Genomic DNA, 14,576 nt, shown 5'->3' on the forward strand with positions numbered 1-14,576 from the left:
TCCAAGCACGGCAGGGGCCTTCCGGAGGCGGTTCACGGCCCGAACCGGGGGCCGGTCAGGGACCGGTCAGGGGTTTCCCCAGTAGAGCGGACGGTCCCGCGGGCGGGAGGATCGAACTATGAACACGCACCCTGACCCAGATGAGGTCCCGGCCGCCGGCAGCCAGCCGGACGGCCGTCCCGCCAGTGACCCGGCGGACAGCACGGCGGACGCCTCCGCGCCCTCGCCTTCCGGACCGTCGCAGGCCTCCTCGCAGGCCTCTTCGGCGGAACCGGACGGCGCGCCCCGGTATGCGCCGCCGTCGTACGCCCCGCCGCCCTACACCCCTCCGCCCGGTGGCACCCCGCCATACACCCCGCCCCCGGGCCCTCCCTACGCCGGCGACCGCCGGCCGGCCGGGTCGCAGCAGAACTTCTTTGACTGGATCCGCAGCCACGGCATTTACCGGGGCCGCGAGCGCTGGGTGGCCGGCGTGGCCAGCGGCATCGCCCAGCGGTTGGGCGTCGATCCACTGATTGTGCGTGGCATTTTGATTGTCCTGACGGTCTTCGCCGGCGTCGGGGTCCTGCTGTACGGGCTGGCCTGGGCCTTGCTGCCCGAACCCGACGGCCGGATCCACGTCCAGGAGGCGGCCGCCGGACGGTGGAGCACCGGTATGACCGGCGCGCTGATCACCACGCTGATCGGCTTCCCGAGCCTGGGCAACGGCGTCTGGGGCTGGGACCGGTACGGTTTCGGCGCCGTCGTGTGGACTGTCTTCTGGGTGGGCGGGGCGATCTACGCTTTCTACTACTTCTCCCAGCGGGGCAGGACGCGCCGGCCCGCCGAGACCCACGGCGCCGGGTTCCCGCCGCAGGGCCCGGCGGCAACCGGACCTGCTGCAACCGGCCCTGCTGCAACCGGCCCTGCTGCAACCGGCCCGGGATCGTCCGGTCCGGCACCGGCCGGGACCGGCACCCCGGCGGGTTCCCCGTCGGGTGGCACCCCGCCCGTGGGCACCTATCCGGCCGCCTCGTATCCCACCACGACCTATCCCACCGGACCGGACTACACGGCGTCCCTCGCGGCCCCCGCGCCGGGCCATACCGCAGGCCGGTCCGCATATGCGACGGTGCCCGCTCCGAAGGTCCGGTCCGCTGGTCCCGGCGCTCCCGCCGTCGCCGTCACGACCGGCCTCGCGCTCCTGGCGGGCGGCGGGCTCAAGGCGCTCGACGCCGTCCACGCCATCACTCTGGGGCCCGCCGGCAACGCCGTGGTCTGGGCCGTGGGGGCCGCCGTCCTGGGCCTCGGCATCCTGGTCTGCGGCCTGCGCGGCCGCGGCGCCGGCATCCTCAGCTTCTTCGCCGTGGTGGCGCTGGTCACCGGTGCGGTCTACGGCCTGGTCCCGAACGCGGACCGGGCACGGTTCCAGAACGTCGACTGGGCGCCCACCACCATCGGGCAGGCCGCGGACGGCTTCGACATCACCGGCGGCAGCGGCACGGTGGACCTGACCCGGCTGGACCTGAACGCACCGTTAGGCTCCGACGTCGTGGTGCCCCTGGACGCGACCGCCAGCAACATCACCGTGCTGATTCCGCGTAACGTCCCCGTGCAGATCCGGGCGGACCTGACGATGGGAAACCTCAACGACTCCAACGGCAACCATGGCGGCATGACCAGCCAGCAGAGCGACTACAACACGGACGTCGCCGGGTCCCGCCTGGTCATCAAGGTCTCCGGCACCCTGAGCAACATCACCGTGAAGGAAGGGAACTGACATGAGCAGCTACGACCCGGGAACCGCCCCGGACGGCACCCCGTTGGTCACGGAGAACGCACCCGCCAGCGAGGGCGCCCGGGTGGGGACGGTGGTGTGGGGGTTGATCGTGCTGGCCCTCGCCGCCCTGATCATCATTTCCCGCCTGGGCCTGGTGGTCCTGAACGGGACCTACGTCCTGATCGGCCTGATGATCGGGGCCGGAGCGGCCCTCGTGATCGGCGGACTGGTCTCCGCCCGCAAGCGTGACAAAGCCACTACTACAAGGAAGTCTTAATCCATGGAAAAGTTCTTCAGTATTGTCCGGGGCCTCGGCCTGCGCCGGGGACCGCAGCGGTGGCTCGGCGGTGTCTGCGGCGGCATCGCGGCCAGGCTCAACGTGGACGTCGCCTACGTCCGGATCGCGTTCCTCCTCTTCGCCCTGCTGCCCGGCCCGGCCTTCGTGTTCTACCTGGCCGCCTGGGCCCTCCTCCCGGACCAGCAGAACGCCATCATCGCCCAGACGTTCCTGGAGCGCCGCGCGAACCGCCCCTGACCCCGGCTCATGACTGACGCTGCCCCCGCCACTGCCTGTGGCGGGGGCAGCGTGCGTCCGGGCCTCCGGGACCGGTTTGTGTCCTGCCCCACATCCCCGGCTAAACTTCTTGGTGAGCTCAGCGTGGCGCTCTGCCCGTATACCTTCAAACCAGGATTTGAGCCCAGACATGAAAATTGGAATCCTCACCAGCGGCGGCGACTGCCCCGGACTGAACGCCGTCATCCGTGGCGCCGTTCTCAAGGGCATCGCGGTCCACGGCCACGAGTTCGTGGGATTCCTGGACGGCTGGCGCGGTGTCGTCGAGGGCGACATCATCGAGATTCCCCGGACCATGGTCCGCGGCATCGCCAAGCAGGGCGGCACCATCCTGGGCACCTCCCGCACCAACCCGTTTGAAAACAACGGCGGCCCCGAGGTCATCAAGGCCCATATGGACCGGCTGGGCATCGACGCCATCATCGCGATCGGCGGCGAGGGCACCCTCGCGGCCGCCAAGCGCCTCACCGACGCCGGCCTCAAGATCGTCGGCGTCCCCAAGACCGTCGACAACGACCTCGACGCCACGGACTACACCTTCGGCTTCGACACTGCCGTCGAAATCGCCACCGAGGCGATCGACCGGCTGCGGACCACCGGTGAATCCCACCACCGCACCATGATCGCCGAGGTCATGGGCCGGCACGTCGGCTGGATCGCCCTGCACGCCGGCATGGCCTCCGGCGCCCACGCCATCCTCATCCCCGAGCAGCAGGCCTCCATGGAGCAGATCACCGAATGGGTGGTCTCCGCCCATGAGCGCGGCCGCGCACCTCTGGTGGTCGTCGCGGAGGGCTTCGTCCCCGAGGGCCAGGAATCGCCGCACTCCGAGCGCGGACTGGACACCTTTGGCCGCCCCCGGCTGGGCGGCATCGCCGAACTGTTGGCCCCCGAACTTGAGGCCCGCACCGGCATCGAAACCCGCGCCACGGTCCTCGGCCACATCCAACGCGGCGGCGTCCCCACAGCCTTCGACCGGGTCCTCGCCACCCGCCTCGGCATGGCGGCCATCGACTCTGTGGTGGAGGAGCGCTGGGGCACCATGGTCTCGCTCAACGGCACGGACATCGTCCACGTCGGTTTCGAGGCCGCCCTGGGCAACCTCAAGAGCGTCCCGCAGCACCGCTACGAGGAAGCCGCCGTCCTCTTCGGCTAGGCCGCCGCAGCCGGGGTGGGCCGGCGCAGTTACCGGTCTGGGTAGGGTTGAACCATGACACTCACGCCCGGCTCCGCCGACATCATCCAGCTCGCGTGGGCCCGCCGTTTGGGGCTCGACGACGGCGCGTTCGCGGCCTCCGGCGGGCAGCGCCTCACACGCGTAGTCGACGACGCCCGGGCGCTGCAGTTCGTCCGGCTGTTCGGCGGTTCGGCCTTGGTGGGACCGGGTTGGGCGCTGGAAGCCGCCGAAGCCTACTCCGACGAGGCGCTGGCCCAGCACGTCACACTCCTGACGATCACCCGTGCCCGGGGCGGCCACGGCCTCGGCGCCGCAGCCCTCTTCTTCGCCGATGACCTGCCCCTCAGGCAGCCTGCCGAGGAGCTCACCGTCTCCCACGGCAACCCCGAGGCCATCGAGCTCGAGGGCCTGTGCCCGCCGGATGATGTCAACGAGGTTGGCCTGGCGGACCTGGAAAACCGGTTCACCATCATGCACGTCGAGGACGGCCACCGTTCCCCCGTGGCCTGCGGCGCCTACAGCGAGTGGGAGGGCATCTTGGCGCACCTTGGGGTCCTGGTGGCACCGGAGTGGCGCCGGCGCGGGCTCGGGACGCTGGCCGCTTCGATAGCCGCCCACGAGGCCCTCGCCTCAGGGTTGACCCTGCAGTGGCGTGCCGATGTCAGCAACAAGGGTTCGCTGGCCCTCGCCCGGAGCCTGGGCTTCACCGCCGGCGGAATCCAGACCAGCGTCCTGCTGGGCTAGAGCAGCCCCTGCGGCCCCGGCCCCTCAGGGCCGCTCGACGGGGCGTCCCGTCGAGCGGCCCTGGAGCGAATCGACTTAGACCTGCCGGGCTTCCACGCCGTCGGCCACGGCGTCGCGGCCCTCCTTGGCGGGCTCCGCCGTCGCAGACTCCGTCGTCGGCTTGGACTCTGTTGCCGGAGCCGTCCACGGCTGGGTGACCTGGGGCTTGGCGAAGAACAGCGTCACGGCTGCACCGAGCAGGATGACGACGGCGGGCAGCAGGATGGACTGGCCCATCGCCGTCGAGAACCCCCCATGCAGCTGCGGCGGCAGCGCGCCGCCAAAGGCCATCGGGCTGGCGTTGCCGGCCGATCCCGGCGCGGCGGGAAGCTCTGCGGCCAGCCGGGACTGGATCAACACGGCAATCGCGGCGCTGCCCAGGACGGCGCCGATCTGTCGGGTGGTGTTGTAGACGCCTGAGCCGGCGCCGGCCTGCCGCGGCGGCAGGTTGCGGGTGGCGGTGGAGCTCAGCGGAGCCCAGATACCGGCGTTGGCGAAGCCGAGGACGGTGCTGGGCAGCAGGAACAGCCAGATGGGCGTGTCCGGGTGCATCAGCGAGGAGTTCCAGAAGAGGGCCACGGACATCAGGACCAGACCGGTGGCCGTGATGTACTTCGGGTTGACCCGGTCGATGATGCGACCCACCACCGGGGCCAGGCCGCCGGAGATAACTGCCATGGGCACCATCATCAGCGCCGACTGCGTGGGCGTGAGGCCGCGGACCACTTGGTAGTAGAAGATCAGGGGCAGGCCGAACCCGGTGACCGTAAAGCCAACCGAGGTGATGGCGATATTGGCCAGCGAGAAATTGCGATCCTTGAACAGGCCAAGTGGCAGGAGCGGTTCACCCTTGTTGAAGTGCTGCCAGAGGACGAAGCCTACGAGCACGATGATGCCGGCGATGATCAGGCCCCACACGGTGATCGGGCCGCTGATGGTGCCCCAGTTGAAGGTTTCACCCTCCTGGATGCCGAACACCAGCAGGAACAGGCCGACGGCGCTGAGCAGGACGCCGGGAATGTCGAACTTGTGCGGGTGGGTGCCCAGCGCCGGGACGAACCGCAGTGCCAGCACGAAGCCGACGATCCCGACCGGAATGTTGATGAAGAAGATCCATTCCCAGCCAAGCCCGTCCACCAAAACACCGCCCAGGATGGGGCCCACCAGGGTGGCGACGCCGGCGGTGGCGCCCCAGATGCCCATGGCGGCACCGCGGCGGTCCGGCGGGAAAATCCTGGTGATGACGGCCATGGTCTGCGGCGTCATCAGCGCGGCGCCGAGGCCCTGCAGCACGCGGGCCGCGATCAGAGTCTGGATGTCGCCGGAAAGCCCGCACCAGAGTGAGGCAAGGGTGAAGACCACCAGGCCGGTGAGGTAGAGCCGCTTCGGACCGAAGCGGTCGCCCAGGCGTCCGGTGATCAGCAGCGGCACCGCGTAGGCCAGCAGGTAGGCGCTGGTCACCCAGATCACCGAGTTGATGTCGGCGTTGAGTCCTTCCATGATCTTCGGGTTCGCCACCGAGACGATGGTGGTGTCGATCAGGATCATGAAGAACCCAATCACCAGGGACCAGAGGGCCGCCCAGGGCCGCGCTACGTTTTCCATCGGTTCTTCCTTTAGGTGCTTACTGCCGGGGTGAAGGTGGAGCGTTGAGACTACAGCCGGGGTGGGACAGCCAGGTCAGCGCAACAGGGCGAGGATCTCACTGCGCGCGAACATGGTGGCCGCGTCCCGGGCGGAGGGGCTGCCGGCGTCGGGGTCTGCACCGGCGTCGACCAGTGCCTCGACCACGTCGCGGTAACCCTTGAAGACGGCGCCGGCCAGCGGGGTCTGGCCGCGGTCGTTGGCGGTGTTGGCCTCCCCGCCGTGGCTCAGGATCAGCCGCACCGTCTCCGCGTGGCCGTGGTAAGCGGCCAGCATCAGGAGGGAGTCCCCGGAGGCGGTGCTCAGCGTCGCGGGGGCGCCGGCGGAGAGGTACGCCGCCAGAAGCGGCGTGTCACCCTCCCGGGCGGCGTCGAAAAGCCGGTGCGCGAGGTCGACGGTGTCCGCGTCGGGGGCCTGCGTGGCTGAATGCTGTTCGCCGGTCATCGGGGGCTCCTCAGGAATCCGGTCTGCCGGCCGACGACCTGGCCCGCGTCGGGCGCGACCACGAGTTCCTGGGCCGCGGGGTAGGTTTCGGTACCATCGGCGACGGTCAGGACCTGCGCCGGATCGGCGGAGCGCTTGATCACCGCGAGGGCCACCGGGCCCATTTCGTAGTGCTGGCCCACCGAAGTCACGGTGCCGACCTTCTTGTCCCCGGCGAGCACGTCACTGCCGACGGCGGGCAGCGTGTGCTGGGAGCCGTCGAGCTGGAGGAACACCAGGCGGCGGGGCGGGTGGCCGAGGTTGTGGACGCGGGCGACGGTTTCCTGGCCTTTGTAGCAGCCCTTGGCCAGGTGGACGGCCGTGCGGAGCAGGTCCAGCTCGTGCGGGATGGTTTTCTCGTCGGTCTCAGCACCCCAGCGCGGACGCCAGGCGGCGATGCGGAGCGCCTCCGCAGCGAGGGTGCCGGCGAGGGGGCGCTCCCCCACCGTGGCTTCCAGGTCCACTGCGGGGACCAGGTATTCGAACCACGGCCGCTCCAGCCCGGGGTGCTCCTGCTCGGCCACGACGGCGTAGGAGTACCCTCCGGCGCCGACGTGCGGCCACGGATCCTCCCAGACGGTCAGACGGTCCCATTCGGGGACAGCCCGGGTGCTGCCCAGCACGGCCCAGTCCGCGGAGACGTCGGCGATCTCCACCCGGAGCATGAACTTCATCCGGTTCAGCCACTCCGCCAGCGGGGCGGCCTCCGCGGCCTCGACGATCAGCCAGGTGGTGGCGCCGTCGTCGACGACGCGGGCGTCGAATTCGATCCGGCCCTGCACGCTGAGCAGCAGCAGCTCGGTGGACCGGCCCGGGGGCAGGGCCGTGACCTGCTGCGAGGACAGGGTGTTGAGCCAGCTCAGGCGGTCGGGTCCGGTGACCGTGACCACCCCGCGGTGGGAGAGGTCGACGACGGCGGTGCCGGCCGCCAGGGCGCGCTGCTCCCGCAGGGGCTCGCCGTAGTGGGCGGCCACGCCGGCGTCGGGTCCGGCGGCCTCCACGGCTCCTGGGCGCGACAGCAAAGGGCTCTTGGTGCTCATATGAAGTAGAAGTCCTCTGTCCTCAGCGGTATTCCGGATTTTCGAAGTCAAAACGGGTGCCCGATTTCCAGGCCTCGGGCAGGTTGCCGTAGGCCGGGATGCCGCCGGCATCCTTGAGCGTCCGGGCCAGGTGCAAAAGGTTCCAGGTCATGAACGTGGCGTTGCGGTTGGTGAAGTCGTTCTCCGGGCCGCCGGAGCCCTCATCGAGGTAGCTGGGACCGGGACCCACGGCGCCGATCCAGCCGGCGTCGGCCTGGGGCGGGATGGTAAAACCGATGTGCTGCAGGCTGTAGAGCACGTTCATGGCGCAATGTTTGATGCCGTCCTCGTTGCCGGTGATGAGGCACCCGCCGACCTTGGGGTAGAACGCCCACTGGCCCCGGGAGTTCAGTTCGCCGGAGTGGGCGTAGAGGCGTTCGATGAGTTTCTTGGTCTGCGAGGAGTTGTCGCCCAGCCAGATGGGGCCGGCGACGACGACAATGTCCGCGTCCCGCACCGCCGGGTACAGCTCCGGCCACGCGTCGGTGGACCAGCCGTGCTCGCGCATGTCCGGATACACGCCGCTGGCGATGTCGTGATCGACGGTCCGGATGACCCGGGTGGTGACGCCCTGCTTCTCCATGATCCGGCGGCTGATCTGGATCAGCCCGTCCGTGTTGGAGGTCTCGGGCGACTTCTTCAGTGTGCCGTTGAAGAAGACGGCGGAGAGGTCGTCGTAGCGGCGCTTGCCGGCTTCGCTGGTCTGCGGATCATTCATGGCACTGCTCCCTTTGTTGGCACTGCTCCCCGCGTTCGATGCGGACTTATGGAAAGCCGGCGGCGGGGAGCGGTCCCGGGCAGCTGCGCTGTCAGCCGACCTTGCTGAGAATGGCGGAGGCGTGGGCTTCCAGGCCGCTGCCGCCGTCGCCGGCCTGGCTCTTGCCGGCTGCAACGTCCCACCGCCAGAGGAGGTTCCCGTCCACCAGCCCGAAGATGCGGGTGGCCGCGGTGTAGTCCTTGGAGTGGCTGCCGCGCATCACCAGGTCCGTGCTGAGCTGGATCTGCGGGCCCTTGATCTGGCCGTAGTACAGCTCGGAGATGCCGCCCGGGTGGGCGATGGAGACGGAGATATCGAACCCGCCGTCGGCGTTGCGGAGCTCCTCGACCTCTTCGGCGCTCTTGAACACGGGGACGATGTCGGCCGGGATCAGGCCGGGACCGCCGTCCTCCTCGCGCTGCTTCCGGTCGAGGGCCCAGAAGCCGGTCTCCACCGTCAGCGGTCGCAACTTGGTGCCCTCGTCGTCGGTCAGCCACGATTCGGCCCGGTACTGCAGGTAGGGCAGGCCGTTGTGGGTGAAGGAGACGTGCTGCAGGAAGTGCTCGGAATCCTCGTCGCCGGCGCCGAGCCGGCCGCGGCCTTCCCACTCACCAATGAGCCAGGACAGCGGAACGATTTCGGGCGTCAGATCGGTGGGGATCTCAATGGGCACGGCGTTGACCTCTAAAGCGACGGTTTCCGGGCGGTTGCGGGGTGGTGGTTACTTCTGGCCCTTGAAGAGGCGGTAGACCACGAAACCGGCGAACCAGGCCATGGACAGGCCGGCCACGGCAAGCAGGACAAGGAAGAAGATTTCAAATGCAAGTACGGACATGATGACATCCTAACGCGTTAGTGGATGAGGAGTTTATCGATGAAGTAGGCCAGGGATCCGACGGCGGAGACCGGTCCCAGCCCCATTCCGAGGACCGCGGCGAGGTTCAGGGTTTCGCCGCGGATAATCACGAGGCGGCGGAAGCTGACCAGCACGGCGCCGACGACTATTCCAACCAGTGCCGCGGGCACCACGGCGATGTTCGAGATCGCCAGGCCCGCGAGCGGCCCGGCGAGGCCGGCCCCGACGATGCCCAGGGGCGCCACCACCCGGTCCGGCCAGCGGATCAGCCCGGCCGCGAGCGCGATCGCCGCGCTGATGGCGGCGATGAGCAGCATCTCCTTGCCCCCGTTGAACCGGGAGCAGGCGATCCAACCGGCGCCGAGGCAGGAGAGCAGGACGCCGGCGCAGGAGCCCAGGGTCGATTCGAGCCGCTGCGCCTGGCCGGTGCCGCGGATCAGCTGCATGACGAACACGGCCATCACGCCGGCGGCGACGAAGGCCGGGGTCCAGGCCAGGAAGGCCGGACCGGGCAGGTAGGTTGCGGCTACCGCGGAGCCGATCCCCGGCAGGCCGATCAGCGCGGCGAGGGTCTTTTTGGCCGGAATGCCCAGGAAGTGCGGCCAGCCGAAGCCAACGAGGGCGGCGGTCAGCACGGCGACGGCCAGCAGGACCTCCGGGGTGGAGTAGGCTCCGGCGACGATCGCGGCGAGGCCGGCCAGGCCGATAACACCGACGCTCCAGGACTTCATGCGCTGCTTCCCAATGCGGTTCTCCCCCGTGCGGCTCTGTTGACTGCCGTGTTGGCTCTCTGTGGACTGCGGTTCTTCCCGCGGCGGTTCTCCGGTCAATCCTGCCCTATATGAACGTTTTGTGTCGCAGCGGCGGGCGCGGCAAGCCGCGAAACCGTGCCCGAGGGAGGGCGTTTGGGTATACTCAGAGCCTCAGCTACGCTCCCCCGGCCGGCCCCACCCAGGGTTGCACCAGACTTCAAGCAGGGCTCCGCACACCGGAGCCCGGACCGGGAGTCCAGTACCGGCCGGTGAAAGCCCGGCACAAACGCCCAACGATGCGCGGACACCCCTTGGAGGAACCATGTCGCACATCCTGTTATTGACGAACAGCACCGGCTCATCGGTGGACGTCCTGCCTGCGCTTGAGTTGCTCAACCACCGGGTCCACATCCTGCCGGCGGAGCCCACGGCACTGCTCGAGACCGACCCGTGCGACATCGTCCTGCTCGACGCGCGCAAGGACCTGGTGGGCGCCCGCTCCCTGACCCAGCTCCTGAAGGCCACCGGCCTCAGCGCCCCGCTGATGCTGATCCTCACCGAGGGCGGCATGGCCGCCGTGTCCTCCGCGTGGGCCGTCGACGACATCCTGCTCGAGTCCGCCGGCCCTGCCGAGGTGGAGGCCAGGATCCGGCTCGGCATCGCCCGCGCCATGCCGGACCAGGATGACACCCCAACGGAGATCCGCGCGGCCGGCGTCGTGATTGACGAGGCCAGCTACACCGCCCGGGTCAACGGCGCCGTGCTGAACCTGACGTTCAAGGAATTCGAACTGCTGAAGTATCTGGCCCAGCACCCCGGACGGGTGTTCACCCGCCAGCAGCTGCTCACCGAGGTCTGGGGCTACGACTACTACGGCGGCACCCGCACCGTCGATGTGCACGTCCGGCGTCTGCGCGCCAAGCTGGGCGCGGACCACGAAAACCTGATCAGCACCGTACGCAACGTCGGCTACCGGCTCACCCTCGCCCGGCAGCCGGACGAGGAGCTCTCCGAGGCGTAGCCCCGGCGGCGTAGCGGAGAGACTCTCCGACATAAACCGCAAATCACAATAAGCGGAAAACAGAAAGGCCCCGGACCATCAGGTCCGGGGCCTTCCTATGCGCCGTACGGCGCTTTGTGGAGGACATACGGGTCGAACGTATCGAGGCCACCCCACTGGTGGATCCCCCTCACATTCCGGAACAGCGATCTGATCAATCGATCCCTGTGCCGGATGAGTTACCGACTATACGCATCCGCCGGCGATGCATCAAATCCGACGGATACCCCCTCCCCGGGCCCGGGGACGTATAGCCTTGCACCATGAGTCCCGCGCACCCGGAAAACTGGCCCGTACTCACCCTGCAGGGAGCTGTCGATGAGCAGCTGCTGCGCGATGTCAGGACGCTGGTGGCCGCCGCGGAGGAATCCGACGGCAACCCGCCCCTGTCCGAGCAGACGCTGGTCACCCTGCGCGCCGCGGACGCCGGGCCGCATTCGGTGATGACCCTGGCGCTCTACTCCCCCGACTATTCCGGCAAGGCGACGGACGCCGACGCCGCCCCCCAGACTGCCGCCACTCCCGCCGGTCCGCACGGCAACGACCTGGCCGGCGTCGCCGTCGTGATCGGGGAACCGGACGGCGGCGCGGTGCTGGAGGTGGCGGTGCACCCCAGCTACCGCAACCAGGGCGTCGCGGACCGTCTGGTCAGTGAACTGCAGCGCGTCCGCGGCTTCGACGGCCTGAAGGCGTGGTCGCACGGCAACCACGAGGCGGCGGCGGACCTTGCCGCCCGGTACGGGTACGTCCCGGTCCGGGAGCTGTGGAAGATGCGGCTGGCCACGGCAGCCTCGGATTTGCCCGATGTGCCGCTGCCGGAGGGCGTGACCCTGCGCGGCTTCGAGCCGGGACGGGACGAGGAGGCCTGGCTGGCGGTGAACCGTGCCGCGTTCGCCCACCACCCCGAACAGGGCGCCATGACCCGGGCCGACCTGGACGCCCGGATGGCCGAGGACTGGTTCAGCCCCGAGGGATTCCTGCTCGCCGAGGACGCCTCCGGGCGGCTGTTGGGCTTCCATTGGACCAAGATCCATCCCCGGCACGGCGACCACCCCGCGATCGGCGAGGTCTACGTCGTCGGCGTCGCCCCGGAGGCCCAGGGCACCGGACTGGGCAAGGCCCTCACCGTCGCCGGGATCCGGCACCTCCAGCGTCAGGGCCTGCACGCGGTGATGCTGTACGTCGACGGCGACAACATCCCCGCCGTCGCGCTCTACCGCCGGCTCGGCTTCACCCGCTGGGACATGGACGTCATGTACGCCCCGCGGACCGCCGGCTAAGCCGCACCACGGCCGCCGGACCAGGCGTCAAACGGGCTCACCGGGGTGCGAATCCTTGTAAGGTTGAAGCTACATCGCGCCAGCATTAGGAGAGACCATGCAACGGGACCAAGCCGGGACGGCCACGTCTGAGGCCGGAACGCAGAACAGCTCCTCCCGGCCGGCGCGGGCCCGGTTCGGCTCCTCCGAAGTTCCCGCCTCGCGCGCCACCCAGGACCGGATCGACATCCCGGAGTTCGCCCCGAACCTCGAACCCGAGGGCGACATCAGCCCGGACCGATTCCTGGACCGCGAGCTGAGCTGGCTGGCCTTCAACGCCCGCGTCCTGGAACTGGCCGAGGATCCGAACCTGCACCTGCTGGAGCGGGTCAGCTTCCTGTCCATCTTCGCCTCCAACCTGGACGAGTTCTTCATGGTCCGGGTGGCCGGCCTCAAGCGCCGCATCGCCACCGGACTCGCCGTGCCGTCCCCCGCAGGGCTGAGCCCCATGCAGGTCCTGGAACAGATCGGCGAGGAGGCGCACCGCCTGCAGCAGCGCCACGCCCGGGTCTGGGCCGAGCAGATCCGCCCGGCCCTGGCCTACGAGCACATCCACCTGATGCACTGGGACGAGCTGGACGACCAGGCTAAGGACCAGCTCAGCGCCATGTTCGCCGAGAAGGTCTTCCCGATCCTGACGCCGCTGGCCGTGGACCCCGCCCACCCGTTCCCCTACATTTCCGGGCTCTCCCTGAACCTCGCCGTCGTGGTCCGCAACCCGGTCAGCGACAAGGAACTCTTCGCCCGCGTCAAGGTCCCCGACCAGCTGCCGCGACTGATCTCCATCGATGGCCCGCGCGCCGGGTCCGTGCCCGGCCGGGTGGCCCGTTTCATCGCACTCGAGGAAGTCATCGCCGTCCACCTGGACCAGCTGTTCGCCGGCATGGAGGTGCTGGAGCACCACACCTTCCGCGTGACCCGCAACGAGGACGTCGAGGTCGAAGAGGACGACGCCGAGAACCTGCTGCAGGCGCTGGAAAAGGAACTGCTGCGCCGCCGCTTCGGCCCGCCCGTCCGGCTGGAACTCACCAACGACATCAACCCCAACATTCGGGCGCTGCTGATCCGTGAGCTGGGCGTCGAGGAATCCGAGGTGTACTCCGTGCCCGCGCCGCTGGACCTGCGCGGCCTCTCCGTCGTCGCCGGGATCGACCGGGCGGACCTGCACTACCCCAAGCACGTCCCGCACACCTCCCGCTACCTGAACGAGTCCGAGACCTCGAAGGCGGCCAACGTCTTCGCGGCGATGCGCCGCCGGGACATCCTGCTGCACCACCCGTACGACTCGTTCTCCACCTCGGTCCAGGCGTTCCTGGAGCAGGCCGCCGCGGACCCCAAGGTCCAGGCCATCAAGCAGACCCTGTACCGCACCTCCGGTGACTCGCCGATCGTCGACGCCCTGATCGACGCCGCCGAGGCGGGCAAGCAGGTCCTGGCCCTGGTAGAGATCAAGGCCCGCTTCGATGAGCAGGCCAACATCTCCTGGGCCCGGAAGCTCGAGCAGGCCGGCGTGCACGTGGTTTACGGCATCGTGGGCCTGAAAACCCACTGCAAGCTCTCCCTGGTGGTGCGCCAGGAAGTGGACGGGCTGCGCCGCTACTGCCACATCGGCACTGGCAACTACCACCCCCGCACCGCCCGCTACTACGAGGACCTGGGCCTGCTGACCGCCAACGAGCAGGTGGGCGAGGACCTGTCCCGGCTGTTCAACCAGCTCTCCGGCTACGCTCCCAAGTCCACATTCAAGCGGCTGCTCGTGGCGCCGCGGTCCGTCCGGTCCGGCCTGATTGACCGGATTGAAACCGAGATCCGCAACGCCCGGGCCGGCATCGCTTCCCGGGTGCAGATCAAGGTCAACTCCATGGTCGACGAGGCCATCATCGACTCCCTCTACCGGGCCTCGCAGGCCGGCGTGAAGGTGGACGTGATCGTCCGCGGCATCTGCTCGCTGCGGCCGGGCGTCCCGGGCCTGAGCGAGAACATCACGGTCCGCTCCATTTTGGGCCGGTTCCTGGAACACTCGCGCGTCTTCGCCTTCGCCAACGCCGGGGACCCCGTGGTCTACATCGGCTCCGCGGACATGATGCACCGCAACCTGGACCGCCGGGTCGAGGCCCTGGTCCAGCTCTCCAGCAGCGACGACGTCACCTACGTGCTGGACATGCTCCGCCGGTACATGGATCCCGCGACGGCAAGCTGGCACCTGGACCGCAGCGGCGAATGGTCCCGCCACCACCTCGCCGAGGACGGCACCGAACTGCAGGACGTCCAATCCTGGCTGCTCGCGTCCCGTTCCCGGCAGCGCCCGGCGAGCCTGCGCTAGGGCCGCCGGT

The 14,576-nt window shown here is 69.2% G+C and carries 14 protein-coding genes; 8 read left to right on the forward strand and 6 right to left on the reverse strand.

Translation table 11 applies throughout. The features are described 5' to 3' along the window. Window positions 1-118 precede the first annotated feature (118 nt). The 5 genes from QWJ39_RS01650 to QWJ39_RS01670 all read left to right on the forward strand — a co-directional run bounded on the left by QWJ39_RS01650 (window position 119) and on the right by QWJ39_RS01670 (window position 4,254). Entirely contained in the window at window positions 119-1,759 is a 1,641-nt protein-coding gene (locus tag QWJ39_RS01650; protein WP_290255951.1) for a PspC domain-containing protein, read from the forward strand. A gap of 1 nt (window position 1,760) precedes the next feature. After that, window positions 1,761-2,036 carry a hypothetical protein gene (locus tag QWJ39_RS01655; RefSeq protein WP_290255952.1) on the forward strand — a complete coding sequence of 92 codons (276 nt, stop codon included), beginning with the start codon at window positions 1,761-1,763 and terminating at the stop codon, window positions 2,034-2,036. Between the two features lie 3 nt (window positions 2,037-2,039). Further along, the gene (locus tag QWJ39_RS01660; RefSeq protein ID WP_290255953.1) at window positions 2,040-2,294 is read left to right on the forward strand and encodes a PspC domain-containing protein; all 255 of its coding nucleotides are present in this window, start codon (window positions 2,040-2,042) and stop codon (window positions 2,292-2,294) included. A 169-nt stretch (window positions 2,295-2,463) separates the two neighbouring features. After that, window positions 2,464-3,489 carry a 6-phosphofructokinase gene (locus tag QWJ39_RS01665; protein ID WP_290255954.1) on the forward strand — a complete coding sequence of 342 codons (1,026 nt, stop codon included), beginning with the start codon at window positions 2,464-2,466 and terminating at the stop codon, window positions 3,487-3,489. A gap of 54 nt (window positions 3,490-3,543) precedes the next feature. Continuing rightward, on the forward strand, window positions 3,544-4,254 hold the full coding sequence (locus QWJ39_RS01670) for a GNAT family N-acetyltransferase (RefSeq protein WP_290255955.1): 711 nt from the start codon (window positions 3,544-3,546) through the stop codon (window positions 4,252-4,254). 75 nt (window positions 4,255-4,329) lie between these two features. On the opposite strand, the gene QWJ39_RS01675 is transcribed toward QWJ39_RS01670, so the two are convergent. The 6 genes from QWJ39_RS01675 to QWJ39_RS01700 form a co-directional block, all read right to left on the reverse strand. Next, entirely contained in the window at window positions 4,330-5,898 is a 1,569-nt protein-coding gene (locus QWJ39_RS01675) for a DHA2 family efflux MFS transporter permease subunit (protein WP_290255956.1), read from the reverse strand. Window positions 5,899-5,973: 75 nt separating this feature from the next. Next, window positions 5,974-6,381 carry an ankyrin repeat domain-containing protein gene (locus QWJ39_RS01680; protein ID WP_290255957.1) on the reverse strand — a complete coding sequence of 136 codons (408 nt, stop codon included), beginning with the start codon at window positions 6,379-6,381 and terminating at the stop codon, window positions 5,974-5,976. Further along, on the reverse strand, window positions 6,378-7,460 hold the full coding sequence (locus QWJ39_RS01685) for a folate-binding protein (protein ID WP_290255958.1): 1,083 nt from the start codon (window positions 7,458-7,460) through the stop codon (window positions 6,378-6,380). The genes QWJ39_RS01680 and QWJ39_RS01685 overlap by 4 nt, the downstream gene beginning before the upstream one ends. 22 nt (window positions 7,461-7,482) lie before the next feature. Then, window positions 7,483-8,217: a flavodoxin family protein gene (locus QWJ39_RS01690; RefSeq protein ID WP_290255959.1), complete on the reverse strand. Its 735-nt coding sequence runs from the start codon at window positions 8,215-8,217 to the stop codon at window positions 7,483-7,485. Window positions 8,218-8,308: 91 nt separating this feature from the next. Beyond that, on the reverse strand, window positions 8,309-8,929 hold the full coding sequence (locus QWJ39_RS01695; RefSeq protein WP_290255960.1) for an FABP family protein: 621 nt from the start codon (window positions 8,927-8,929) through the stop codon (window positions 8,309-8,311). 179 nt (window positions 8,930-9,108) lie between these two features. After that, entirely contained in the window at window positions 9,109-9,843 is a 735-nt protein-coding gene (locus tag QWJ39_RS01700; protein ID WP_290255961.1) for a permease, read from the reverse strand. 343 nt (window positions 9,844-10,186) lie between these two features. Between QWJ39_RS01700 and QWJ39_RS01705 the strand changes: the two genes are divergently transcribed. The 3 genes from QWJ39_RS01705 (at window position 10,187) to QWJ39_RS01715 (ending at window position 14,566) form a co-directional block, all read left to right on the forward strand. Next, window positions 10,187-10,885, forward strand: a complete 699-nt coding sequence (locus QWJ39_RS01705; protein ID WP_290255962.1) for a response regulator transcription factor — start codon at window positions 10,187-10,189, stop codon at window positions 10,883-10,885. A 302-nt stretch (window positions 10,886-11,187) separates the two neighbouring features. Then, window positions 11,188-12,204 (forward strand): mycothiol synthase, encoded by a 1,017-nt coding sequence (mshD, locus tag QWJ39_RS01710; protein ID WP_290255963.1) that lies wholly within the window; start codon window positions 11,188-11,190, stop codon window positions 12,202-12,204. Window positions 12,205-12,301: 97 nt separating this feature from the next. Then, complete coding sequence (locus QWJ39_RS01715; RefSeq protein ID WP_290255964.1) at window positions 12,302-14,566, forward strand: RNA degradosome polyphosphate kinase; 2,265 nt, start codon at window positions 12,302-12,304, stop codon at window positions 14,564-14,566. Window positions 14,567-14,576 lie beyond the last annotated feature (10 nt).

The organism is Arthrobacter sp. YD4, assembly GCF_030410515.1.
Taxonomy (GTDB): Bacteria; Actinomycetota; Actinomycetes; order Actinomycetales; family Micrococcaceae; genus Arthrobacter.